Source organism: Promicromonospora aerolata (assembly GCF_042682255.1).
Lineage (GTDB): Bacteria > Actinomycetota > Actinomycetes > Actinomycetales > Cellulomonadaceae > Promicromonospora > Promicromonospora aerolata.
The window spans coordinates 5,781,117-5,802,705 of record NZ_JBHUHF010000001.1; the positions used below are offsets into that span (position 1 = coordinate 5,781,117).

Below are 21,589 nucleotides of genomic sequence, written 5' to 3' on the forward strand. Positions count from 1 at the left end.
ACCCTCCGCCACCCCTTCGAGGCCTAAGTTTCTTCGCTTTGAGCCCCCTCAAAGCGAAGAAACTTAGGCCTCGAAGGTGGAGGCAGCGGAGGGTTCCCGCGGGGCGACGTCCATCGCGCGGGCCCAGGCCGCCACGTCGCCGGGGAGCTCGGGGGAGGGCACGTCGGTGCCCATGACGTCCCGCACGACGTCGAACGCCGAGATGCGGGTGCCCTTGCGGTCCAGGAACCGGCTGGCCACGATGCCGCGCGCGCAGAGCTGGCCGCGTCGCGTGAAGACCTGTTCCAGGTAGAACATGCGCTCGTCCCAGCCGAGGATCCGGGTGGTGATCTCGAACCGCTCGAACGGTTGCAGGGACCGGCGGTACTTCATGGTCGACGCCGCGACGACCGGTGCCCAGCCCTTCTCGCGGGCGATGGGGAACATGCCGAGGTCGGCGATCTGGTTGTTGCGGGCCACGTCCATCATCTGCAGGTACGTGCCGTTGTTGACGTGCAGGTAGGAGTCGAGGTCCAGGGGGCCGACGCGCATCCGGGTGACCGACGGGTCGAGCAGGGTCTGTCCGGGGCGGGCCTTGCGCGGGAAGAGTCCGGTCCAGGTGAGCTGGAGCATGCGAGCCATGCGTCGAAGGTTATACCGGGAACCGGCAGTATCAGATACTTTTCCCGGGATCCGGGACCCGGGACGTCAGCTCACCGGGTGCTGGATCTCGCTGCGCACCGCTCGTGCCACCGCCACCGTCTCGAGCCGCTCGACCAGGTGCAGCGCCATGTCGATGCCCGACGAGACACCCGCGGAGGTGACCACGTCGCCGTCGTCCACGTACCGCGCCTCGGTGTCCACGAGGATGCTCGGGTCGAGGTCGGTGAGCTCGTCGTAGTGGCCGTGATGGGTCGTCGCCGGCCGCCCCGCGAGCAGACCGGCCGCCGCGAACGGCAGCGCCCCCGTACAGACGCTGGCCATGATCGGGGTCTGCTTGCGGATCATGCGCAGCCACTCGAGGTGCCGAGCCTGGGCCAGGAGCGGCCGCGCGCCCAGCCCACCCGGGTAGACGAGCATGTGCAGCGGCCCGACGTCGTCCGCGCCGTGGGCCGGCAGGATCCGCAGCCCTTTCGCGAGCCGCACGCCGGAGCCGTCCCAGGAGAACGTGCTCACCGAGGGCCGCAGCTGTGAGTGGGAGGCCCACTCCGCGAACACCTCGAACGGTCCGACCACGTCGAGCTCCTCCGCCCCGTCGAAGACGAAGATCCCGATGCGCAGCCCGCCGTTGCCGCTCATGTGTACCCGATCCGGTCAGATTCCTGGGAGGGCCAGCATCTGGTCGAGCGCCACACGTGCCCAGTGGGCGTCGTCGGCGTCCACGACGATCCGGTTCACCATGCGTCCCTCCACGAGTGACTCCATGGCCCACACGAGGTGGGGCAGGTCGATCCGGTTCATGGTGGAGCAGAAACAGACCGTCGAGTCGAGGTAGTGCACGTTCTTGTCCGGATGGGCCTTCGCCACGCGCCGCACCAGGTTCAGCTCGGTGCCGATCGCCCAGGAGGATCCCGGCTCGGCCGCGTCGAGCTGCTTGATGATGTATTCGGTCGAGCCCACGAAGTCGGCGGCCGTGACGACCTCGTTCTTGCACTCCGGGTGCACCATCACGTTGACGCCGGGCACCGCCGCGCGGATGTCCGTGACGTTCTGCACGGAGAAGCGGCCGTGCACCGAGCAGTGGCCGCGCCACAGGATCATCCGGGCGTCCCGGAGCTCCTTGTCGGTCAGCCCGCCGTTCGGCTTGCGCGGGTCGAAGACCACGCAGTCGTCCAGCGACATCCCGAGCGCGAGGACCGCGGTGTTGCGGCCCAGGTGCTGGTCGGGCAGGAACAGCACCTTCCCGGTGCCGTCGATGCCGCCCACCTGGTCGAACGCCCAGCGCAGCGCGACCTCGGCGTTGGACGACGTGCACACCGTGCCGCTGTGCCGCCCGGTGAACGCCTTGATCGCGGCGGACGAGTTCATGTAGGTGACCGGGACGGTCGAGTCCGCGACGCCGACGTCCTGCAGCACGGCCCACGCCTCCTCGACCTGGCCGATCGCCGCCATGTCGGCCATGGAGCAGCCCGCCGCGAGGTCGGGCAGCACCACCTGCTGCTCGTCCGAGGTGAGGATGTCCGCGCTCTCGGCCATGAAGTGCACGCCGCAGAACAGGATGAACTCCGCCTCGGGGCGGGCAGCGGCCTCGCGCGCCAGCTTGAAGGAGTCGCCGGTGACGTCGGCGAAGTCGATGACCTCGTCCCGCTGGTAGTGGTGGCCCAGCACGAATGCCCGGCTGCCCAGCGCGGCCCGGGCGGCACGCGCTCGTTCGACGAGGTTCGGGTCGCTCGGTGCGGGCAGCTCGCCCGTACACTCCACGCCCCGCTCGGAGGCCAGGTCACGGCCCTGGCCGAGCAGAAGCAGCGGCGACGGGGCGGGCTCGGAGAAGCCAGAGTGTTCAGCCAGCAGGGTGCTCACAGTCACCATGATGACACGCGGTGATGACACCGGTCCCCGACGGTGCCACGATGCCTGGTGTGCACGTGCTGCTGCTTGCCGAGACCCTGCCCGACGCCGAGCGACTCGCCTCCGCGTGGCGTACCGCCGCGCCCCACACCGACACCGAGGCGCGCGCGGTGCGGGTCCCGGGCGGCCACGGGGCCTCGGCGGGAGCGCTGAGCGGGAGCGGCGCGCTCGCCGCCGCGCCGACCCACGGCACCGGCGGCGGGGGTGTGCTGCTGGCCGGTGCGGCGATCCCCGTGGGCCGGCCGGACAGCGTCGGGGCGCAGGACGTCGGCCCCGCCCACCCCGGCCCCACCGCGCCCGGCCCCGCGCCGTCCGCCCTGCCGCGTGCGGAGGGCGCGGCGCTCGCCGAGGCTGCCGCCCGGGCCGACGTCGTGGTGGCGTACGTCACGCGGCTCGACGGCGAGATGCTGCACCGCGGCGTCGTGGTGGAGGCCGCCGCGGCGGCGGCAGGGCACGCCGTGCCTGTCGTCGCGGTCACGGAGCGCAGCGAGGTGAGCAGGCGCGAGTGGTCGACGGCGGGCCTGAGCGGGGTGCACGAGACGGTCGACGGCGACGTCGCGCGCGTGGCCCGGACCTGGACACCGGGGTGGGCGCGCTGAACGCCGGACGGGGCTCGGCCCAGCGGGCTCGTGGGCGTACGATCGTCAGAACAGACCGGCGACGGGAACAGACGGACGGCCCGATGGGTTGGCACCGCTGAGACATCGACTACCGGTATGTCGAACACGATCGGGAGATGACATGACCGACACGACCACGGACATCGGGACCCACGGCGTCAACGTCACCGACGTCGCCGCGGGCAAGGTCCGTAGCCTGCTCGAGCAGGAGGGCCGCGACGACCTGCGCCTCCGCGTCGCGGTGCAGCCGGGTGGCTGTTCCGGGCTGATCTATCAGCTGTACTTCGACGAGCGTGTGCTCGACGGGGACGCGCTGCGTGACTACGACGGCGTCGAGGTCGTCGTGGACAAGATGAGCGTGCCGTACCTCGAGGGCGCCACCATCGACTTCAAGGACACCATCGAGCAGCAGGGCTTCACGATCGACAACCCGAACGCAGGCAGCGCGTGCGCCTGTGGCGGGTCGTTCTCCTGATCGAAGCTTGCTGCGCCGACAGGCGTTGCACGACGGCGGGCCGGTCACCTTCGCGGTGACCGGCCCGTCTGCTTTTCTGCCCGGGCGCGTTCCGTCCGGGCACGTTCGGCTCGGGCGCGTTCCGTCCGGGCGCTGCGGCCGTCGCCGTCGGCCGGTCAGCGCAGGCGTACGGTGACGGCCCAGCCGTCGACGCCGTCCCCGGTCTCGGCCGCGTGCTCGGCCGTCGCCACATGCTCGTGGCCCCGCATGCGGCACCAGGCCGGCACGTCGAGCCGAGCGGCGGGATCGGTCGACAGCACCATCAGCTCGGTGCCCGCGGGCAGGCCCTTCGCGGCCGCGGCGAGCCGGATCACGGGCAGGGGGCAGCGGAGCCCCCGCGCATCCACCACCGTGTCAGGCACACAGGTCACCCTAGTGACTCCTGCGTCCGACACGTCAGAGGCCACCGACTCCTAGCATCTCCCGCACGCGCGCCACCGCGCCGGGGAGCACCGCGCAGAAACGGTCCACCTCGTCCGCGGTGGTGCCGCGGTCCAGGGCGATCCGGACGTTGCCGTGCGTCAGCACCCCCATCGCGGCCAGCACGTGCGACGGCTCCAGGGTGCTCGCCGTGCAGGCGGAGCCCGATCCGACGGCGAACCCGTGCCGGTCCAGCTCCGTCACGAGCGCCTCGCCGTCCACATAGAGGAACGAGAACGTCGCGACATGGGGCAGCCGGCCGCGCGGATCGCCCACCACCTCGACGTCGGGGATGCGCGACACCTCCGCCCGTATGCGATCGACGAGCTCGCGGCGCCGCGCGTCCTGCGCCACGCGGTCGGCCTCGACCGCCTGCAGCGCCACCGCCGCCGCGAACGCGAGGGGCACGCTCACGCCGCCGGGGGCCCACGGGTCCTCGTCCTCCGGGCCGACGGGCGCCGTGCGGACCCGCTGCCGCACCGCGAGCACCCCGACGCCCGCCGGACCGCCCCAGTCGGCGGGGTCGGCGGCCAGCAGGTCCCAGGTCTCGGGTACCGCCACGTGCCCGACGCTCGCGCCTGCGTCGACCAGGAGGGGGACGCCGGCCGCGCGGGCAGTGTCGTGCACGGTCCCGACCGGCTGGAGCGTGCCCACCTCACCGTTCGCATGCTGCAGCGCGGCCAGCGCCGCGCCCGGTACGCGGACGGCGGCGACCATCGCGTCGGCGTCGACCCGGCCGAGCCGGTCGACGGGGACGGAACCCTGCTTGCCGGCCGCGCGGGCGGCGTGCAGCAGCGCCGAACGCTCGACGGCGCTGGTGACGATCACGCTGCCTGCCCGCCGTCGGGCGGCGGCCGCCGACGCGACCGCGGCGTGGAGCGACGCGGTGTGCCCCGGGGTGAAGTGGATCTCCTGGGTCCGCGCACCGAGCACCGCGCCGACCGCCTCCCGCGCACCGTCGACGAGGCGGGCGGCCCGTCGGCCCTCCGCATGGAGACGCCGGGGATCCGCCCAGCCGTCGGCGAGGGCCTGCTCGAACGCCTGGCGGGCGAGCGGGTGCCACGGGGCACGTCCGCCGTTGTCGAGATGCACCCGGTCGGGGGTGCCCGGGGTGGCGTGGCTCACACGTCCTCCTGCTCCTGCGTCGCTGCTCGGTCGAGTCGGCATCCTGGTCCTGGCCGGCCCGTCCGGCCCTCGGTGGCGAGGGCCGACGGCGGCGTACGGCATCCTTTCGCCGTCCTTCGCCTGATCCTCGCACCTGCGCCGACGGGTCCGGCACGCCGATCGTTCTGACACCTCCCGGTCGGTGTCCTGAACAGCGTCGATGCGTACCCCGGATGCGGAGAGGATCACGTCCGGGAGGGCCCGCTCCGGGCATCATCGGGCTCCGGAGCGCGCTAGGCTGCACCCATCGAGGACGAAGGTTCTGCGTGGAGCTCGGGAGGAAACCGGTGCGACGCGCCGGACGAGACGTGAAAGGCCTCCCTTGCACTCGCAGCCACCTACCCGCACCCGGCGGGCCATCATGCGCGCGTCGGCTCTTGCCGTCGGAGTCGCACTGCTGGCCTCCGGCTGTGCCAGTGAATCCGTCCAGCGCGGATACCTGCCCGGCTATTCCGACGGGGAGGTGACGAACCAGACTGCGCGCATCACCGACCTTTGGGTGGGCTCGTGGATCGCTGCCCTTGCTGTGGGCATCGTGACCTGGGGCCTGATGCTCTGGTGCATCGCGGCCTACCGGAAGCGCAAGGACGACCATCAGCTCCCGGTGCAGACGCGCTACCACCTGCCGCTCGAGCTCATGTACACGGCCGTGCCGATCATCATGGTGCTCGTGCTGTTCTGGTACACCGACCGCGACGTGACGGCGATCAAGAACGTCGACGGCACCGCGACCGAGCACATCCAGGTCATCGGCAAGCAGTGGAGCTGGGACTTCAACTACCTCGACGCGGACGTCTACGACTCGGGCGTGCACGAGCCCGACGTCGGGGAGCTCACCGCGGAGGACCAGGTCGACGACGCGCCCGGTACCTCGCAGTCCTTCCCGACGCTCTACCTGCCGGTGAACGAGACCGTCGAGTTCACGCTGGACTCGCGGGACGTCATCCACTCGTTCTGGATCCCCGCGTTCCTGTACAAGCAGGACATGATCCCTGGCCGGACCAACACGTTCCAGGTGACGCCGACCCGTGAGGGCACGTACGCCGGCAAGTGCGCCGAGCTCTGCGGCGAGTTCCACTCGGGCATGCTCTTCAACGTGAAGGTCGTGTCGGCCGAGGAATACGACGCCCACATGGCGGACCTGGCGGCGGAGGGGCAGACCGGCTCGCTCGGCATGGACCTCGCACGGACACAAGGCCCGGTTGACGCCGAGGAAGAGGAGGCTGGGCACTGATGGCCGCAACGACCACGACCGAGCTGATCCCGGGTCTGGCACCCGGGCGGCAGACGCTCGGCCGGACCGTCATCAAGTGGATCACGTCCACTGACCACAAGACGATCGGGTATCTCTACCTGATCTCGTCGTTCCTGTTCTTCTGCATCGGCGGCCTGATGGCGCTGGCGATCCGCGCCGAGCTGTTCGAGCCGGGCATCCAGCTCGTGCAGAGCAAGGAGCAGTACAACCAGCTGTTCACGATGCACGGCACGATCATGCTGCTGCTCTTCGCCACCCCGCTCTTCGCGGGCTTCGCGAACGTGATCATGCCGCTCCAGATCGGCGCGCCCGACGTCGCGTTCCCGCGTCTGAACATGTTCGCCTACTGGCTGTACCTGTTCGGCGGCCTCATGGTGACCGCCGGCTTCCTCACCCCGCAGGGCGCCGCGTCGTTCGGCTGGTTCGCCTATGCCCCGCTCTCGACCACCACATACAGTCCAGGGCTCGGTGGTGACCTCTGGGTGTTCGGCCTCGCGTTGGCGGGCTTCGGAACGATCCTCGGTGCGGTCAACTTCATCACCACGATCATCACGATGCGTGCCCCGGGCATGACCATGTTCCGGATGCCGATCTTCACCTGGAACACGCTGGTCACCAGCCTGCTGGTCCTGATGGCGTTCCCGCCCCTGGCCGCGGCGCTGTTCGCGCTGGGCGCCGACCGGCGTCTCGACGCGCAGATCTTCAACCCGGAGAACGGCGGTGCCATCCTCTGGCAGCACCTGTTCTGGTTCTTCGGGCACCCCGAGGTCTACATCATCGCGCTGCCGTTCTTCGGCATCGTCACGGAGATCCTGCCGGTGTTCAGCCGCAAGCCGATCTTCGGCTACACGGGCCTGGTCTACGCGACCATCGCCATCGCTGCGCTGTCGGTGACCGTGTGGGCGCACCACATGTACGTGACCGGGGCCGTCATGCTGCCGTTCTTCGCGTTCATGACGATGCTCATCGCGGTGCCCACCGGTGTGAAGTTCTTCAACTGGATCGGCACGTTGTGGCGAGGGAAGCTCACCTTCGAGACACCGATGCTCTGGTCCATCGGCTTCCTCGTGACGTTCCTCTTCGGTGGTCTGACGGGCATCATCCTGTCGAGCCCCGCCCTGGACTTCCAGCTGTCGGACTCGTACTTCGTGGTGGCGCACTTCCACTACGTCGTCTTCGGCACGGTCGTCTTCGCGATGTTCGCCGGCTTCTACTTCTGGTGGCCCAAGTTCACCGGACGGATGCTGAGCGAACGGCTGGGCAAGCTGCACTTCTGGCTGCTCTTCGTCGGGTTCCACCTCACGTTCCTCATCCAGCACTGGCTGGGTGTCGAGGGCATGCCGCGTCGGTACGCGGACTACATGCCGGAGGAGGGCTTCACCTGGGAGAACCAGGTCTCCACGATCGGTGCGTTCATCCTGGCGGCGTCGACCCTGCCGTTCCTCTGGAACGTCTACGTCACCTGGCGCAAGGCGCCCATGGTCACCGTCGACGACCCGTGGGGCTACGGCCGCTCCCTGGAGTGGGCCACGTCCTGCCCGCCGCCGCGGCACAACTTCACGTCGCTCCCGCGCATCCGCTCGGAGTCGCCCGCCTTCGACCTGCACCACCCGGAGGTCGTCGCGATGGAGCACCCCGAGTACAACCGGGGCGTGCTCGACAACGTGTACGGCGAGGCGGACCGCCGTGGCCAGGAGACGCAGGCGCAGCAGCGCGCCGCAGACGGTGGCGGTACACCGGAGCAGAGCAGCACGACGGTCGTTGACACGCCGGACGAGGGGACCAGCAAGTGAAGATCGAGGCACGGCTGTTCCTCTGGGGAACACCCTTCTTCGTCCTGGCCGGTGTGGTCTACGGGTTCATGACCGAGTGGCGCGAGCCCGTCGGGTACCTGGGCATGCCGCTGGTCGGTGGTCTGGTGGCGATGATCGGTGCGTACCTGGCCCTGACGGCCAGGCGGATCGACGCTCGCCCGGAGGACGACCCGAACGGCAACATCGAGGACGCTGCGGGCGACCAGGGTGTGTTCGCACCCTGGAGCTGGTGGCCGCTGGCGATCGCGAGCTCCGCCGCGATCTGCTTCCTCGGCCTGGCCGTGGGCTGGTGGGTGTTCTACATCGGCTTCTGCGCAGCCGTGATCGCGCTCGTGGGCTGGGTGTTCGAGTACTCGAGTGGTATCCACTCGCACTGATCCCTGGTGACCCGTGCCCGGCGTCGGTCCCGTTCTCTCGAGAGCGGGTACCGGCGCCGGGCTCGTTCGTCCCGTCTGGCGCCCGTACCGGTTTTCACCCGCGGTCGACGAGTGCGCGACGGGTCGTTCGTGATGGGATTGAACGGCTGCTGACCGGCTCCCGGGCGCATGGTGTGCGCTGGCCGGAATGGCGGCAGAGAGGGAACAGTGCGCTACTCGAAGATGGTAGGTCTGGCGACGGCAGGCGTTCTCGCCCTGGGCCTGAGCGGCTGCGGTGCGGCCGCCGAGGGGGCCGGCGAGCAGGCTGACGCGACCACGGCAGCCTCAGCGGAGGCGGCGGTCGGACTGACTCAGGCCTCGTTCGTCGAGGAGCTCGCCGCGGCGCAGAGCGACGCCGGCACGGTCCACATGACCATGACCTACTCCGGGGCAGGAGCCGAAGCCACCGGCATGGCCGGGGCGCCGCTGGAGGCCGACGTGGACATCTCCGACCCGGAGAGCCCGGAGATGGCGATGCAGATGGACATCGAGGGCGAGACCACCGACATGGTGCTGTCCGGCGGCGACTTCTACATGAACATGGGCGAGTCGACGTCCGGCAAGTTCCTCAGCCTCGCGGAGGCCAGCGAGAGCGACAACCCGATGGGCGAGCTCTTCAAGAGCATGGGTGACGTCATGCAGAACAGCCTCAAGGACATGGACCCCGCTGCCCAGCTGCAGGGCATGGACGGCGCCATCACGTCCTTCGAGAAGACCGGTACCGAGACGGTGGACGGCGTGGAGACCGACGTCTACACGATCCTCGTGGACGCCACCAAGATGACCGGCCCCCAGGTCGAGGACCTCCCGGAGGAGGCCCTGGCCCAGGCCGGCGACGTCGAGATCATCTACAACGTGGACCAGGACAACCTGGCGCGCCAGCTGGTGCTCACCATGGGCCCCGACGGCGAAGAGATCGTCATGACCAGTGCGTTCTCCGCGTGGGGCGAGCCCGTGGACGTCGCAGCGCCGACCGGGGACCAGCTCATCACCCTCGACGCGATGCTGGAGGGCATGGGCGGCTGACCGTCGTCCGGCACCGGCCGCCCGGCCGGTGCTACTTCGCGGCTTCGGCCCAGCGGCGCAGGGTCTCCTGCGCCGCTCCGGAGTCGACGGCGTGTGCCGCCAGCTCGATGCCGGCGGTCAGGCGCTCCACGAGTGTCCCGGAGCCGGTGCCGGGCAGCGTGCCGTCGGCCACGAGTCCGGAGGCCGCGTTGAGCAGCACGGTCTCGCGGACCGGGCCGTCCTCACCGGCGAGGACCGCCCGGGCGACGCCCGCGTTGTAGGCGGCGTCGTGGCCCCGCAGGTCCTCGACCTTGATGCGGGTGAGCCCCAGGTCGGCGGCCGGGTCGAGACGGTGCTCGATGACCGTGCCGCCCTCGGCACCGGGCTGCACCTCCCAGACGGTGGAGCCGGCCGTGGCGGCGAGCTCGTCCAGTCCCTCGTCGCCACGGAACACGAGCGCGGACTTGCCACGCTCGGCGAACACACCGGCCATCAGGGGCGCCATCCGGGCGTCCGCGCAGCCGACGGCCGCTGCGCGCGGCTGGGCCGGGTTGGTGAGCGGCCCCAGGAAGTTGAACGCCGTCGGTACGCCCAGCTCCCGGCGCGTCACGCCGGCGTGGCGCATGGACGGGTGGAAGGCGGCGGCGAAGCAGAAGGTGATGCCGGCCTCGCGGGCGATCTGCGCCACCCGCTCCGGCGTGTGGTCGAGCCGGATGCCGAGCTCTTCCAGCACGTCCGCGCTGCCCGACGACGACGACGCCGCCCGGTTGCCGTGCTTGACCACCCGCAGGCCGGCGCCCGCGATGACCACCGACGCCATCGTGGAGATGTTCACCGTGTGGGCGCGGTCGCCGCCGGTGCCGACGATGTCGACGGAGGGGCCGGGAACCTCGATCCGGGTCGCGTGCCGGACCATGGACTCGGTCAGGCCGGCGAGCTCCTCGACGGTCTCGCCCTTGGCGCGCAGCGCGACGAGGAACCCGCCCAGCTGGACGGGGGAGACCTCGCCCGTCATCACCTGGTCCATCGCCCAGGCGGCCTCCGCCTGGGTGAGATCGGCTCCGGTGATCAGCCCGGCGAGCAGGCCCGACCACGTGGGTGTCTCGAGGTTCACGCGGTACCCGCCAGGAGCTTCGCGACTGCCTCCTGGACCTTGATGGCGTCGAGCGGGCGGGCCACCACGCCGTCGGCCAGGGACCAGGAAGCCAGCCACGCGTCCTCGGGGCGGCCGGTCAGCACGAGCACCGGCGGGCACTCGTAGATCTCGTTCTTGAGCTGGCGGCACAGTCCCATGCCGCCGGTCTGGTCGGCCTCACCGTCGAGGACGAGCAGGTCCCACGTCTCGTTGTCCGCCTTGTCCACCACGGCGGCGGGGGTCGCCACCTCGGTCCACTCGATGTCGGGCGCACCTGCGTGCAGGCGCGGGCCGACGGCGAGTCGGACCTGCTCACGCACCGTGCGGTCGTCGCTGTACAGGAGGACGCGCGGGCTCGACGTCGCCACACCGTCCGCACCTGCGCTGGTCACATCCGTCGTCATGCCGGTCATGCGTCGATCGTGGCACAGTCACCGCCCGCACGGCAGATTTGTCCGCGCTCTTTTCATGGCACTCTGCGGAATCGCGTCAGCAAGAGACGTCGCAGGTAGGGCGTTGGAAGGACTTTGTGAGATTCGACGCGAGCGGGTGGGGCGCTTCGGCGTTCGGGACGGTCCAACGTCGGCCATAATGGCTGTCGTGTCGACCGCAACGGCTGCAGCCAACCCCACGCACCAGCACGTGACAGTCAATCGCCCGAACCCGGTCTCGGTCGGGACGATTGTCTGGCTCGCGAGCGAGCTCATGTTCTTCGCAGCGCTCTTCGCGATGTACTTCACGGTCCGGCAGACCATGCCGGCCGAGGAGTGGGCGCTGCAGGCGGACAAGCTGAACATCACCTTCTCGACGATCAACACGATCGTCCTGGTGCTGTCCTCCTTCACCTGCCAGTGGGCGGTCTTCAAGGCTGAGCAGTTCAAGCCCTCGCGCTCCGGCAAGCTGTACCAGTTCTGGACGTGGGGCATGCACGAGTGGCTCACGATGACCTACCTGATGGGTGCGTTCTTCATCGGTGGTCAGATCTTCGAGTACACCGAGCTGGTCCACCAGGGCCTGACGATCTCGTCCAGCGCGTACGGCTCGGTCTTCTACATGACCACCGGCTTCCACGGCCTGCACGTGACCGGCGGTCTGATCGCATTCCTCTTCGTGCTCGGCCGCTCCTTCGCCGCCAAGCGCTTCGGTCACCACGAGGCCACCACCACGATCGTCACGTCCTACTACTGGCACTTCGTCGACGTGGTGTGGATCGCGCTGTTCGCGGTGATCTACCTGCTGCAGTGACCCCGTAGCGACCACCCCTTCGGGAGTGCGTCCACCGGGGCCCGTGCGGTGGCATAGGTTCATAACAGAGAAGCTCAAACACTCACAGCGAGACGAGGACATTTTCGTGAAGGCACTCGCCGCCCGCAGGCACCACCGGTTGGCTCCGGTCGTGCTTCTGCTGCTGGCGCTGCTGACCACGGGCGGCGTCTACGCCGCCCTGGCTCCGAGTACGGCTCAGGCCGAGACCGTCAGCACCGCGGACATCGAGACCGGTAAGAAGTTGTTCCAGGCCAACTGCGCGACGTGCCACGGCCCGAACGCGGAAGGTACCGACGGCGTGCCGTCCCTGGTCGGCGTCGGCGCTGCTGCCGTCGACTTCCAGGTGTCGACCGGTCGCATGCCGATGCAGGCCAACGGCCCGCAGGCGATGGCCAAGCCCGCGCAGTTCAACGAGGAGCAGACCGCGGCGCTGGCCGCGTACGTCGCCTCGCTGGGCGCCGGGCCGGCGATCCCCACGGACGAGCAGGTGGACGCCAGCAAGGGCGACCCGTCCAACGGCATGGCTCTGTTCCGCACCAACTGCGCGATGTGCCACAACGCCGTCGGCGCCGGTGGCGCGCTCTCGGAGGGCAAGTTCGCCCCGCCGCTGTGGGACACCTCCGAGCGCAACCTGTACCAGGCGATGCAGACCGGCCCCCAGTCGATGCCGGTGTTCAACGACGCGAACATCACGCCCGACGAGAAGCGGGACATCATCTCCTTCCTCGTCGAGCAGCGCGACGGCTCGGCCGGCGGCGCCTCACTGGGTGCTCTCGGACCGGTGTCCGAGGGTCTGTGGGCGTTCGTGGTCGGCATGGGCCTGCTGATCGGTGCCGCTGTGTGGATCGGAGCCAAGTCCTCGTGAGCGAGAACCAGAACGAGAACCAGAACAAGCTGGGCGACACGTCTTCCGACGTGACGGTGCCCTCGGAGACCGGCACCGCCGTCGGACCCGCCGAGCGGTTCCAGGACCCGGGCGTGCCGGCGCACAAGGCGCGCCTCACCGACACGGACCCGCGTGCGGCCAAGCGCGCGGAGCGCACGGTGACGTTCCTGTTCGTCCTGTCGATCCTCGGCACGATCGGCTCGATCGTCGCCTACGTGATGATCCCGCCCGAGGGCACCACCTCGAGCGTCCGCCTGTCGACCCTGCTGATCGGCCTCGGCCTCGCGGTGTCGCTGCTCGGCATCGGCATCGCCGGCATCCACTGGGCCAAGGCGCTCATGGGCGACCGCGAGTTCGTGCAGGAGCGGCACACGCTCGCGACGCAGGGCGAGGACCGCGAGGCCGCGGTCAACGACCTGAACGAGGGCCTCGCGGACTCCGGCGTCGTCGGGCGCCGCGGCATGCTCAAGGGTGCGTTCTTCGGTGCGCTGGCGCTGTTCCCCCTGGCCATCGCCGTGCCGCTGATCGGCTCCGTGGGTGGCGACTGGAACATCTCCAAGTTCAAGCACACGATGTGGAAGCGCGGCATGCGCCTCGCGATCGACCCGTCGGGCCGTCCCATCAAGGCCACCGACGTCACCGTGGGTTCCGTGTTCCACGTGGTCCCGGAGACCACCGAGGAGTTCCGCGCGACCCACGAGTGGATCACGGAGAAGTCGAAGGCCGTCGTCCTGATGGTGCGCCTCAACCCGGAGGACCTCCAGACCGACCAGTCGCCCGAGGGCGAGGACTGGTCCTACGAGGGCATCGTCGCCTACTCGAAGATCTGCACGCACGTGGGCTGCCCGGTGGCGCTCTACGAGCAGCAGACGCACCACCTCCTGTGCCCCTGCCACCAGTCGACGTTCGACATCGCCGACAGCGCGAAGGTCGTCTTCGGCCCGGCCAACCGCCGGCTGCCGCAGCTGCCGATCACCGTTGACGACGAGGGCTACCTCGTGGCGCAGGACGACTTCGCCGAGCCCATCGGCCCGAGCTTCTGGGAGCGACTGAAGTGAGCACCGCGACCCACGACACCAAGCGTGAGGCACCCGCCAAGCCGACGACGCCTGCGGGCAAGGCGGCTGACTACCTCGACCAGCGCACCTCGATCGGCGTCGCCGTCAAGGAGTTCGCGCGCAAGGTCTTCCCGGACCACTGGTCGTTCATGCTGGGCGAGATCGCCCTGTTCTCGTTCGTGGTCCTGATCGCCTCGGGCTTCTTCCTGACGATGTTCTTCGAACCGTCGATGGCGCTCACCACCTACGAGAACGAGCACCCGGCCAACATGCACGGGCAGCTGATGTCCGTGGCGTTCGCCTCGACCCTCGACATGTCGTTCGAGGTGCGCGGCGGGCTGCTGATGCGGCAGATCCACCACTGGGCCGCGCTGATCTTCATGGCGTCGATCGTGGTGCACATGATGCGCGTGTTCTTCACCGGTGCGTTCCGCAAGCCCCGCGAGATCAACTGGATCGTCGGCATCGTCCTGATGATCCTTGGCCTGGCCGCCGGCTTCACCGGCTACTCGCTGCCTGACGACGTGCTGAGCGGCAACGGCCTGCGCATCACCGACGGCGTGATCAAGTCGATCCCGCTGATCGGCTCGCCCCTGTCGTACTTCGTCTTCGGCGGCGAGTTCCCGGGCCACCACATCGTTCCCCGGCTGTTCACGCTGCACATCTTCGTGATCCCGGGCATCCTGCTGGCCCTCATCGCGCTGCACCTGTTCCTCATGGTGCTGCAGAAGCACACGCAGTTCCCGGGCGGTGGCCGTACCGACAAGAACGTGGTGGGCTACCCGGCGCTGCCGGTGTACGTCGCCAAGATGACCGGCAACTTCTTCATCGTCGCCGGCGTGCTGACCCTGATGGGCGCCACGATGGCGATCAACAACGTGTGGAACTACGGGCCGTACGACCCGTCGCCCGTGTCCGCCGGTGCCCAGCCGGACTGGTACATGCTGTTCCTGGAGGGCTCCCTGCGCCTGATGCCCGGTGCGGGTACGGAGTGGGTCATCGCCGGGTACACGCTCCCGCTGAACGTCCTGGTGCCCGCCGTGGTCATCCCCGGCATCCTGTTCACGTTCCTGATCGTCTACCCGTTCCTCGAGGCGCGGGTCACGAACGACGACAAGGAGCACCACGTGCTGGACCGGCCGCGCAACAAGCCGGTGCGCACGGCCCTGGGTGTCGCGTTCCTGGCGGCGTTCATCATCCTGGCCCTGGCCGGGTCGAACGACCTCATCGCCACGCACTTCGCGTTGTCGATCAACGCGATCACGTGGGTGTTCCGCATCCTGTTCTTCGTCGGGCCGGTGTTCGCGTACTACATCACCAAGCGCATCTGCCTCGGGCTGCAGCGCAAGGACCGCGAGCTGGTGCTGCACGGCCACGAGTCGGGCCGCATCGTGCGGTTCGCCAACGGCGAGTACATCGAGGTCCACACGCCGCTCGACGAGCAGGAGCGCTGGCTGCGCGTCAACTACGAGGCGCCCGCCCCGCTGGCGATCGCCCCGAAGACGGATGCCCGCGGTGTGAAGCGCAAGGGCTACGGCTCCGACAAGCGGTGGCACGGTCTGTCCCGGTTCTTCTACGAGGACCGCGTCGCACCCGTCACCCCGGCGGAGCTCGAGGCCGCGCACTCGCACGGCGAGCACGACGAGCTGAACGGCTCCGAGCGCCAGGCCGTCGAGGCCGGCGCGGGAACCACCTCGCGGGAGCACTGAGCGACCTGCGATACCAAGCGATGGCCCGTGTCTCCCGGTCCGCGAATGCGGCCGGGGGACGCGGGCCATTGCCGTCCCGGCGGGCACCACTCGGCGCGCGACCAGGACGGCGTCTTCCCCCCGCACACCGTCCGGTGTGCGGCCCCATCCTGGAGGTACCTCAGCAATGGCTGTCTACACGCTCCCTGACCTGACCTACGACTACGCCGCGCTCGAGCCGCACATCTCGGGCAAGATCATGGAGCTGCACCACTCCAAGCACCACGCGACGTACGTCAAGGGCGCGAACACTGCCCTCGAGCAGCTCGAGGAGGCCCGCGAGACGGGCAACCTGGCAAACGTCAACAAGATCGAGAAGGACCTCGCGTTCAACCTCGGTGGGCACATCAACCACTCGATCTTCTGGACGAACATGGCGCCTGAGGCCGGCGGTGAGCCGACCGGCGACATCGCCGCGGCGATCGACGAGCACTTCGGGTCGTTCGAGAAGTTCAAGGCGCACTTCACGGCCGTCGCCGCTGGTGTGCAGGGTTCCGGCTGGGCCGTCCTGGCCTGGGACTCCATCGGTCAGAAGCTGGTCGTGGTGCAGCTGTTCGACCAGCAGGGCAACATTCCCTTCGCGCTCACCCCGGTCCTGATGCTGGACTGCTGGGAGCACGCCTACTACATCGACTACCTGAACGTGCGCCCGGACTACATCAAGGCCTGGTGGAACCTGGTGTCCTGGAGCAACGTCTCCGAGCGCCTGGGCCGCGCCAAGACGCAGACCGCGGGTCTGGTCGTCCCGTCGGCCTGACCGGCTGACCGGATCCGGCGCACCCCGGGGCAGTACCCCGGGGTGCGCCGGATCTCTTGTGTCACGGATCGGGTCGCTGATTCGTCATTGGGGTGGAAAGCAGCACCTGGCACGGTGTCTACTGGGTCTACTGGCAAGACAGCGTGTCTCCTACTCCAGGAGTGATGGCGTGGCACAGCAGCAACGTCCGACCGGTGTCGGCAAGGCGGCCGACTATCTGGACCAGCGCACCAGCATCGGTGTGCTGGTCAAGGAGTTCGCGCGCAAGGTCTTCCCGGACCACTGGTCCTTCATGCTGGGCGAGATCGCCCTGTTCTCGTTCGTCGTGCTGATCGCCTCGGGCTTCTTCCTGACGATGTTCTTCGAACCGTCCATGGCCCTGGTGCGCTACGAGGGTGAGCACCCGGCGTCCATGGAGGGCCAGCTGATGTCGGCGGCGTTCGCCTCGACCGTCGAGATGTCGTTCGAGGTGCGCGGCGGGCTGCTGATGCGGCAGATCCACCACTGGGCGGCGCTGATCTTCGTGGCCTCCATCGTGGTGCACATGTTCCGGATCTTCTTCACCGGTGCGTTCCGCAAGCCGCGCGAGGTCAACTGGCTGGTCGGCGCGGTCATGCTGATCCTGGCGCTGGCGGCGGGCTTCACGGGCTACTCGCTGCCCGACGACGTGCTCTCCGGCAACGGCCTGCGCATCATCGACGGTGTGGTCAAGTCGATCCCGGTGATCGGTTCCGGGCTGTCGATCCTGGTGTTCGGCGGCGAGTTCCCCGGGCACCACATCATTCCGCGGCTCTTCACCCTGCACATCTTCGTGATCCCCGGCCTGCTGATCGCCCTCATCGCGCTGCACCTGTTCCTCATGGTGCTGCAGAAGCACACGCAGTACCCGGGCGGTGGCCGCACCGACAAGAACGTGGTCGGCTACCCGGCCCTCCCGGTCTACGTCGCCAAGATGACCGGCAACTTCTTCATCATCGCCGGCGTGCTGACCCTGATGGGCGCCACGATGGCGATCAACAACGTGTGGAACTACGGGCCGTACGACCCGTCGCCGGTCTCGGCGGGCACGCAGCCGGACTGGTACATCCTGTTCGTCGACGGCGCGCTGCGCCTCATGCCCGGACCGGGCTGGGAGTGGGTCATCGGCGGGTACACGCTGAGCATGAACCTGATCATTCCTGCCCTGGTGGTGCCGGGCATCCTGTTCACGCTGCTGTTCGGCTGGCCGTTCCTCGAGGCGAAGGTCACCGGTGACCACCGGGAGCACCACGTGCTCGACCGGCCCCGCAACCGGCCCGTGCGCACCGGGATGGGTGTGGCGCTCCTCGTGGCCTTCGTGGTCTGTGCCCTGGCGGCCACGAACGACCTCATCGCCACGCACTTCTCGCTCGACATCTTCGCGATCACGTGGGCGCTGCGCGTGCTCATCTTCGTGGGTCCGGTGCTCGGCTTCTGGGTGACCAAACGCGTGTGCCTCGGGCTGCAGCGCAAGGACCGCGAGCTCGTGCTGCACGGCCACGAGTCCGGCCGCATCGTGCGGTTCGCGAACGGCGAGTACATCGAGGTGCACACGCCGCTCGAGGAGGAGGAGCGCTGGCTGCGCGTCAACTACGAGTCGCCCGCGCCGCTGGAGATCCAGCCCCTCACGGACGCGCGCGGCGTACGGCGTCAGGGCTACAGGTCCGACCGGCGCTGGCAGAAGATCTCCCGCTTCTTCTACGAGGACCGCGTCTCGCCCGTCACGCCCGCCGAGCTCGAGGCCGCGCACTCGCACGGGCACCACGACCCGGGGCACCACGACGAGATCGAGCCGAAGGCGCCGACCGGCGCCGGGGCGGGCGCCGTCAGCGGCCAGCGGGACGACGCCTAGGCACCTGTTACCGGGCACGCAGGCGAGCCGTAGGCCGCCGAGCAGGGCTCGACGACGGACCAGTCGTGACAGGGACTAGTCGTCGAGCCCGAGGGCGAACGCCTGCTCCAGGTCCGCCTTCGAGAACGCGCGGAACGCGATGAGGGTCTCGGTGTTCTGCACGCCGGGCACCTTGTTCACGGTGTCGGACACGACCCCGGCGAGCTGTTCGTGCTCGGGTACGCGCACGATGGCGACGAGGTCGGTCTTGCCCGTCACGGAGAAGACTTCGCTCACCCCGTCGATGTTCGCGACCTCCTGCGCGACCTCGGGGATGCGGGACGTCTCGGCGTCGATGAGGACGATCGCGGTCAGCATGCCGTCATCGTATCCACGTGCCGCGCGTTCTCGGGTTCCCGAGCGGGCGTGGCCTCGTCCATCTCGTTGCGCACCCGTTCCGACGCCCACGTCAGGTCCGCGTGCGCCCCGGCCGCGCGGACCGGGCACGCCCACGTGTCGCTGAGATGCACCAGGCGCACGCCCGGGGAGTCGAGCCACGCGATCAGCAGGTCGGTCTCCTCCGGGTGCGCGGCGGGCGCGGGGGCGACCGGCGGCTCGACATGCTCCGCCGTCGTGCGCAGCGCGGCGACCAGCGGAAGGGGACTCGCACCGGGCGCCGAGACGTCGGTAGCGGCGAGCCGTCCGTGCTTGATCACCACGAGCTCCCACCCGCCCGGCCGGCCGGGGGCGTCGCCGATGCCGGAGGGGCGCGCCGCGACCAGCTCGGCGCACGCCGCGAGCGGCGTCAGCCGTTGCGCCCGGTGGGCGCCGGAGACGAACGCGCGCAGCCGTCGGGTGACCTCGCCGGCCTCCTCGTACCGCTCCTGGTGGGCGAGCGTGGCGATGCGGTCCGACAGCGCCCGCACCACCGGGGCGGGGTCACCGGTGAGGGCACGGCGGGCGGCGTCGGCCACGGGGGCGTAGGAGGTGTCGGGTGCGTTGGTCGCCACGCACGGGGCCGAGCAGCGGCCCATGCCGGCCAGGGCGCACGGGCTCCCGGGGTTCTTGGACACGAGCGGGATGCGCGCGGTGCACTGGCGCAGGTTCAGAGCGTCGTGCAGCGCGTGGACGGCGTCCTGCGCGGTGCGCCGGGACGCGAACGGGCCGATGTGCGCAGCGCCCGCCACCACGCCGCCCACGACCGAGAGCCGCGGGTAGGCCTCGTCGGTGAGGCGCACCCAGGAGTGCCGCTCCGGGAACTTCGAGCGCCGGTTGTAGCGCGGCGCGTGCTCCGTGATGAGCCGGAGCTCGCGGACCTGGGCCTCCAGCGGGGTGGCGCACGCGACCGGCGTGACCCGCTCGGCGATGCGCACCATCTCCGCGATCCGCTTCCGCTTCTCGGCGGCGGTGAAGTAGGAGCGCACACGCTTGCGGATGTTGACCGAGGTACCGACGTACAGGACCTCGTCGCCCGGGCCGCGAAACAGGTAGACGCCGGGAGCGTCGGGCAGGTCGTCGGCGAGGTGCCGCTTGCGGCGCACCTCCGGCGGTACCGGGTCGGCGGCCGTCGCGAGGTCCTCGAGGTGGGTGACGCCCAGGGGTGCCAGACGGTCGAAGAGTGCGTGCAGCACGTCCACGGTGGCCCGCGCGTCAGCCAGGGCACGGTGCTCGGGGGAGACGGAGGCGCGGAACAGCTTCGCGAGCGTGGACAGCTTGTGGTTGGGTGCCTCGTCCCGCGTGACCAGGCGCCGGGCCAGCGGCACCGTGTCCACGACGTCGAACCCCGGCCACGGGTAGTCGAGCCGGGCGCACATGGCCTTGAGGAAGCCGACGTCGAACGGCGCGTTGTGCGCCACGAGCACCGTGTCGCGGGCGAACTCCAGGAAGCTGGGCAGCACCAGTGCGATGTCCGGTGCCGTCGCCACCATGGCGTTGGTGATGCCGGTCAACCGCGCGATGAAGGCCGGGACCGGTTGCCCCGGGTTCACGAGCGACTGGAACTCGCCCAGCACCTCCCCGCCGCGCACCTTCACGGCACCGATCTCGGTGATGCCGCCCTCTTTGGCGTTCGTGCCCGTGGTCTCGAGGTCGACCACCACGAAGGTCACGTCCCGCAGCGGTGTGCCGAGCTCCTCGAACGTTGCTTGGTACGCAGATGCGGTGGTGCTCACGCCGAGCACGCTAGCTGGCGTCACTGACACTCCTGTACGCCCGCTTCGTTGAGTGCTGGGTATCTGCGGAGAATCGGCCCGTGGGCCCGCAAATAGCCAGCACTCAACTAGCCAGGGCTCAACGGGTCAGGTCCAGGTGTCGCCCGTCAGCTGCTCGTAGATCTCGATGTACCGGGCCCGGGTCTCGGCGACCACGTCGGCCGGGATCTCGGGGCCGGGGTAGGTGCGGTCCCAGCCGGTCAGCGTGGAGGACCAGTCGCGCACGAACTGCTTGTCGTAGGACCACTGCCCACGACCCGGCTCGTACTCGCTCGCCTTCCAGAAGCGCGACGAGTCGGGCGTGAGCACCTCGTCGGCCAGCGTCAGCACGCCGTCCGCGTCTTTCCCGAACTCGAACTTCGTGTCCGCGATCAGCACGCCGCGCTCGCGGGCGATCTCGGCGCCGCGGTCGTAGATCTCCAGCGACAGGTCGCGCAGCCGGTTCGTCGTCTCCTCACCCAGGTCCTCGGCGATCTCCTCGACGGAGATGTACTCGTCGTGACCCTCGTCCGCCTTCGTCGACGGCGTGAAGACGGGCTGCGGCAGCCGGTCGGCCTCGACCAGGCCGGGCGGGAACGCGACACCGGACACGCTGCCCGTCTCGCGGTAGCTCTCCAGGCCGCCGCCCGCGAGGTAGCCGCGCACGATGCACTCGACCGGCACGATCTCCAGGCGCTTGCAGCGGACCGCGCGGCCCTTCCACTCCTCGGGGACGTCCTCGCTGATCACGTGGTTGGGCACGAGGTCGGCGAACTGCCGGAACCACCAGAGCGAGATCTGGGTGAGGATCGCGCCCTTGTCCGGTACCGGCGTCGGCAGCACCACGTCGTACACCGACACCCGGTCGGAAGCCACCAGGATCACATCGTCGCCGTCCGCGTAGACCTCGCGAACCTTGCCCTTACGGATCAGTTCCACGCGGCCA

22 protein-coding genes are annotated in these 21,589 nt (G+C 69.5%); 12 read left to right on the top strand and 10 right to left on the bottom strand.

Going from position 1 to position 21,589, the window contains the following annotated elements:
- Window positions 1-63: 63 nt before the first annotated feature.
- The 3 genes from ACFSL2_RS25795 to nadA form a co-directional block, all read right to left on the bottom strand.
- Entirely contained in the window at window positions 64-621 is a 558-nt protein-coding gene (locus ACFSL2_RS25795) for an acyl-CoA thioesterase (RefSeq protein WP_377200578.1), read from the bottom strand.
- A 66-nt stretch (window positions 622-687) separates the two neighbouring features.
- Window positions 688-1,278: a DJ-1/PfpI family protein gene (locus ACFSL2_RS25800; RefSeq protein ID WP_377200579.1), complete on the bottom strand. Its 591-nt coding sequence runs from the start codon at window positions 1,276-1,278 to the stop codon at window positions 688-690.
- 15 nt (window positions 1,279-1,293) lie between these two features.
- Window positions 1,294-2,508 (bottom strand): quinolinate synthase NadA, encoded by a 1,215-nt coding sequence (gene nadA, locus ACFSL2_RS25805; protein ID WP_377200580.1) that lies wholly within the window; start codon window positions 2,506-2,508, stop codon window positions 1,294-1,296.
- Window positions 2,509-2,549: 41 nt separating this feature from the next.
- On the opposite strand from nadA, the gene ACFSL2_RS25810 reads away from it, so the two are divergent.
- Window positions 2,550-3,146 carry a hypothetical protein gene (locus ACFSL2_RS25810; protein WP_377200581.1) on the top strand — a complete coding sequence of 199 codons (597 nt, stop codon included), beginning with the start codon at window positions 2,550-2,552 and terminating at the stop codon, window positions 3,144-3,146.
- A 142-nt stretch (window positions 3,147-3,288) separates the two neighbouring features.
- Window positions 3,289-3,642: an iron-sulfur cluster insertion protein ErpA gene (gene erpA, locus ACFSL2_RS25815; protein WP_108495706.1), complete on the top strand. Its 354-nt coding sequence runs from the start codon at window positions 3,289-3,291 to the stop codon at window positions 3,640-3,642.
- Between the two features lie 155 nt (window positions 3,643-3,797).
- Here erpA and ACFSL2_RS25820 read toward each other — a convergent pair whose 3' ends face one another.
- Together ACFSL2_RS25820 and ACFSL2_RS25825 are read right to left on the bottom strand one after the other, a co-directional pair.
- Window positions 3,798-4,043 carry a sulfurtransferase TusA family protein gene (locus tag ACFSL2_RS25820; RefSeq protein WP_377200582.1) on the bottom strand — a complete coding sequence of 82 codons (246 nt, stop codon included), beginning with the start codon at window positions 4,041-4,043 and terminating at the stop codon, window positions 3,798-3,800.
- Window positions 4,044-4,077: 34 nt separating this feature from the next.
- Window positions 4,078-5,226, bottom strand: a complete 1,149-nt coding sequence (locus ACFSL2_RS25825; RefSeq protein ID WP_377200583.1) for a cysteine desulfurase family protein — start codon at window positions 5,224-5,226, stop codon at window positions 4,078-4,080.
- A gap of 361 nt (window positions 5,227-5,587) precedes the next feature.
- Here ACFSL2_RS25825 and ctaC point away from each other — a divergent pair, with 361 nt between their 5' ends.
- The 4 genes from ctaC (at window position 5,588) to ACFSL2_RS25845 (ending at window position 9,776) form a co-directional block, all read left to right on the top strand.
- A complete protein-coding gene (gene ctaC / locus ACFSL2_RS25830; RefSeq protein ID WP_465264544.1) occupies window positions 5,588-6,499 on the top strand; it encodes an aa3-type cytochrome oxidase subunit II in 912 nt (303 codons plus the stop codon).
- Window positions 6,499-8,313 carry an aa3-type cytochrome oxidase subunit I gene (gene ctaD, locus ACFSL2_RS25835; protein WP_377200585.1) on the top strand — a complete coding sequence of 605 codons (1,815 nt, stop codon included), beginning with the start codon at window positions 6,499-6,501 and terminating at the stop codon, window positions 8,311-8,313. The genes ctaC and ctaD overlap by 1 nt, the downstream gene beginning before the upstream one ends.
- On the top strand, window positions 8,310-8,711 hold the full coding sequence (locus ACFSL2_RS25840; RefSeq protein ID WP_377200586.1) for a cytochrome c oxidase subunit 4: 402 nt from the start codon (window positions 8,310-8,312) through the stop codon (window positions 8,709-8,711). The genes ctaD and ACFSL2_RS25840 overlap by 4 nt, the downstream gene beginning before the upstream one ends.
- A gap of 222 nt (window positions 8,712-8,933) precedes the next feature.
- A complete protein-coding gene (locus tag ACFSL2_RS25845; protein WP_377200587.1) occupies window positions 8,934-9,776 on the top strand; it encodes an SCO4651 family lipoprotein in 843 nt (280 codons plus the stop codon).
- Between the two features lie 31 nt (window positions 9,777-9,807).
- On the opposite strand, the gene trpD is transcribed toward ACFSL2_RS25845, so the two are convergent.
- Together trpD and ACFSL2_RS25855 are read right to left on the bottom strand one after the other, a co-directional pair.
- The gene (gene trpD, locus ACFSL2_RS25850; protein WP_377200588.1) at window positions 9,808-10,869 is read right to left on the bottom strand and encodes an anthranilate phosphoribosyltransferase; all 1,062 of its coding nucleotides are present in this window, start codon (window positions 10,867-10,869) and stop codon (window positions 9,808-9,810) included.
- Entirely contained in the window at window positions 10,866-11,303 is a 438-nt protein-coding gene (locus tag ACFSL2_RS25855; RefSeq protein ID WP_377200589.1) for a response regulator, read from the bottom strand. Before ACFSL2_RS25855 ends, trpD begins: the two co-directional genes overlap by 4 nt.
- A 178-nt stretch (window positions 11,304-11,481) precedes the next feature.
- On the opposite strand from ACFSL2_RS25855, the gene ctaE reads away from it, so the two are divergent.
- The 6 genes from ctaE to qcrB (ACFSL2_RS25885) all read left to right on the top strand — a co-directional run bounded on the left by ctaE (window position 11,482) and on the right by qcrB (ACFSL2_RS25885) (window position 18,475).
- The gene (gene ctaE / locus ACFSL2_RS25860) at window positions 11,482-12,135 is read left to right on the top strand and encodes an aa3-type cytochrome oxidase subunit III (protein WP_377200590.1); all 654 of its coding nucleotides are present in this window, start codon (window positions 11,482-11,484) and stop codon (window positions 12,133-12,135) included.
- Window positions 12,136-12,241: 106 nt separating this feature from the next.
- Complete coding sequence (qcrC, locus tag ACFSL2_RS25865) at window positions 12,242-13,021, top strand: cytochrome bc1 complex diheme cytochrome c subunit (RefSeq protein ID WP_377200591.1); 780 nt, start codon at window positions 12,242-12,244, stop codon at window positions 13,019-13,021.
- Window positions 13,018-14,100: a cytochrome bc1 complex Rieske iron-sulfur subunit gene (gene qcrA, locus ACFSL2_RS25870; protein ID WP_377200592.1), complete on the top strand. Its 1,083-nt coding sequence runs from the start codon at window positions 13,018-13,020 to the stop codon at window positions 14,098-14,100. Before qcrC ends, qcrA begins: the two co-directional genes overlap by 4 nt.
- The gene (qcrB, locus tag ACFSL2_RS25875; RefSeq protein WP_377200593.1) at window positions 14,097-15,809 is read left to right on the top strand and encodes a cytochrome bc1 complex cytochrome b subunit; all 1,713 of its coding nucleotides are present in this window, start codon (window positions 14,097-14,099) and stop codon (window positions 15,807-15,809) included. The genes qcrA and qcrB (ACFSL2_RS25875) overlap by 4 nt, the downstream gene beginning before the upstream one ends.
- 166 nt (window positions 15,810-15,975) lie before the next feature.
- Window positions 15,976-16,605, top strand: a complete 630-nt coding sequence (locus ACFSL2_RS25880; RefSeq protein ID WP_377200594.1) for a superoxide dismutase — start codon at window positions 15,976-15,978, stop codon at window positions 16,603-16,605.
- A 169-nt stretch (window positions 16,606-16,774) separates the two neighbouring features.
- A complete protein-coding gene (gene qcrB, locus ACFSL2_RS25885; protein WP_377200595.1) occupies window positions 16,775-18,475 on the top strand; it encodes a cytochrome bc1 complex cytochrome b subunit in 1,701 nt (566 codons plus the stop codon).
- A gap of 75 nt (window positions 18,476-18,550) precedes the next feature.
- Here the strand turns inward: qcrB (ACFSL2_RS25885) and ACFSL2_RS25890 are convergent, their stop codons facing one another.
- The 3 genes from ACFSL2_RS25890 to ACFSL2_RS25900 form a co-directional block, all read right to left on the bottom strand.
- Entirely contained in the window at window positions 18,551-18,832 is a 282-nt protein-coding gene (locus ACFSL2_RS25890; protein WP_253867636.1) for an Lrp/AsnC family transcriptional regulator, read from the bottom strand.
- Entirely contained in the window at window positions 18,826-20,625 is a 1,800-nt protein-coding gene (locus ACFSL2_RS25895) for a DEDD exonuclease domain-containing protein (protein ID WP_377200596.1), read from the bottom strand. Before ACFSL2_RS25895 ends, ACFSL2_RS25890 begins: the two co-directional genes overlap by 7 nt.
- 126 nt (window positions 20,626-20,751) lie before the next feature.
- Window positions 20,752-21,582 (bottom strand): phosphoribosylaminoimidazolesuccinocarboxamide synthase, encoded by an 831-nt coding sequence (locus ACFSL2_RS25900; protein WP_377200597.1) that lies wholly within the window; start codon window positions 21,580-21,582, stop codon window positions 20,752-20,754.
- Window positions 21,583-21,589 lie beyond the last annotated feature (7 nt).

Bases quoted from the DNA above. Each gene is read 5' to 3' on its own strand.
- ACFSL2_RS25795 (WP_377200578.1), bottom strand. From the start codon at position 621: ATGGCTCGCATGCTCCAGCTCACCTGGACCGGACTCTTCCCGCGCAAG.
- ACFSL2_RS25800 (WP_377200579.1), bottom strand. From the start codon at position 1,278: ATGAGCGGCAACGGCGGGCTGCGCATCGGGATCTTCGTCTTCGACGGG.
- nadA (WP_377200580.1), bottom strand. From the start codon at position 2,508: ATGGTGACTGTGAGCACCCTGCTGGCTGAACACTCTGGCTTCTCCGAG.
- ACFSL2_RS25810 (WP_377200581.1), top strand. From the start codon at position 2,550: ATGCCTGGTGTGCACGTGCTGCTGCTTGCCGAGACCCTGCCCGACGCC.
- erpA (WP_108495706.1), top strand. From the start codon at position 3,289: ATGACCGACACGACCACGGACATCGGGACCCACGGCGTCAACGTCACC.
- ctaD (WP_377200585.1), top strand. From the start codon at position 6,499: ATGGCCGCAACGACCACGACCGAGCTGATCCCGGGTCTGGCACCCGGG.
- ACFSL2_RS25845 (WP_377200587.1), top strand. From the start codon at position 8,934: ATGGTAGGTCTGGCGACGGCAGGCGTTCTCGCCCTGGGCCTGAGCGGC.
- ACFSL2_RS25855 (WP_377200589.1), bottom strand. From the start codon at position 11,303: ATGACCGGCATGACGACGGATGTGACCAGCGCAGGTGCGGACGGTGTG.
- ctaE (WP_377200590.1), top strand. From the start codon at position 11,482: ATGGCTGTCGTGTCGACCGCAACGGCTGCAGCCAACCCCACGCACCAG.
- ACFSL2_RS25880 (WP_377200594.1), top strand. From the start codon at position 15,976: ATGGCTGTCTACACGCTCCCTGACCTGACCTACGACTACGCCGCGCTC.
- ACFSL2_RS25890 (WP_253867636.1), bottom strand. From the start codon at position 18,832: ATGCTGACCGCGATCGTCCTCATCGACGCCGAGACGTCCCGCATCCCC.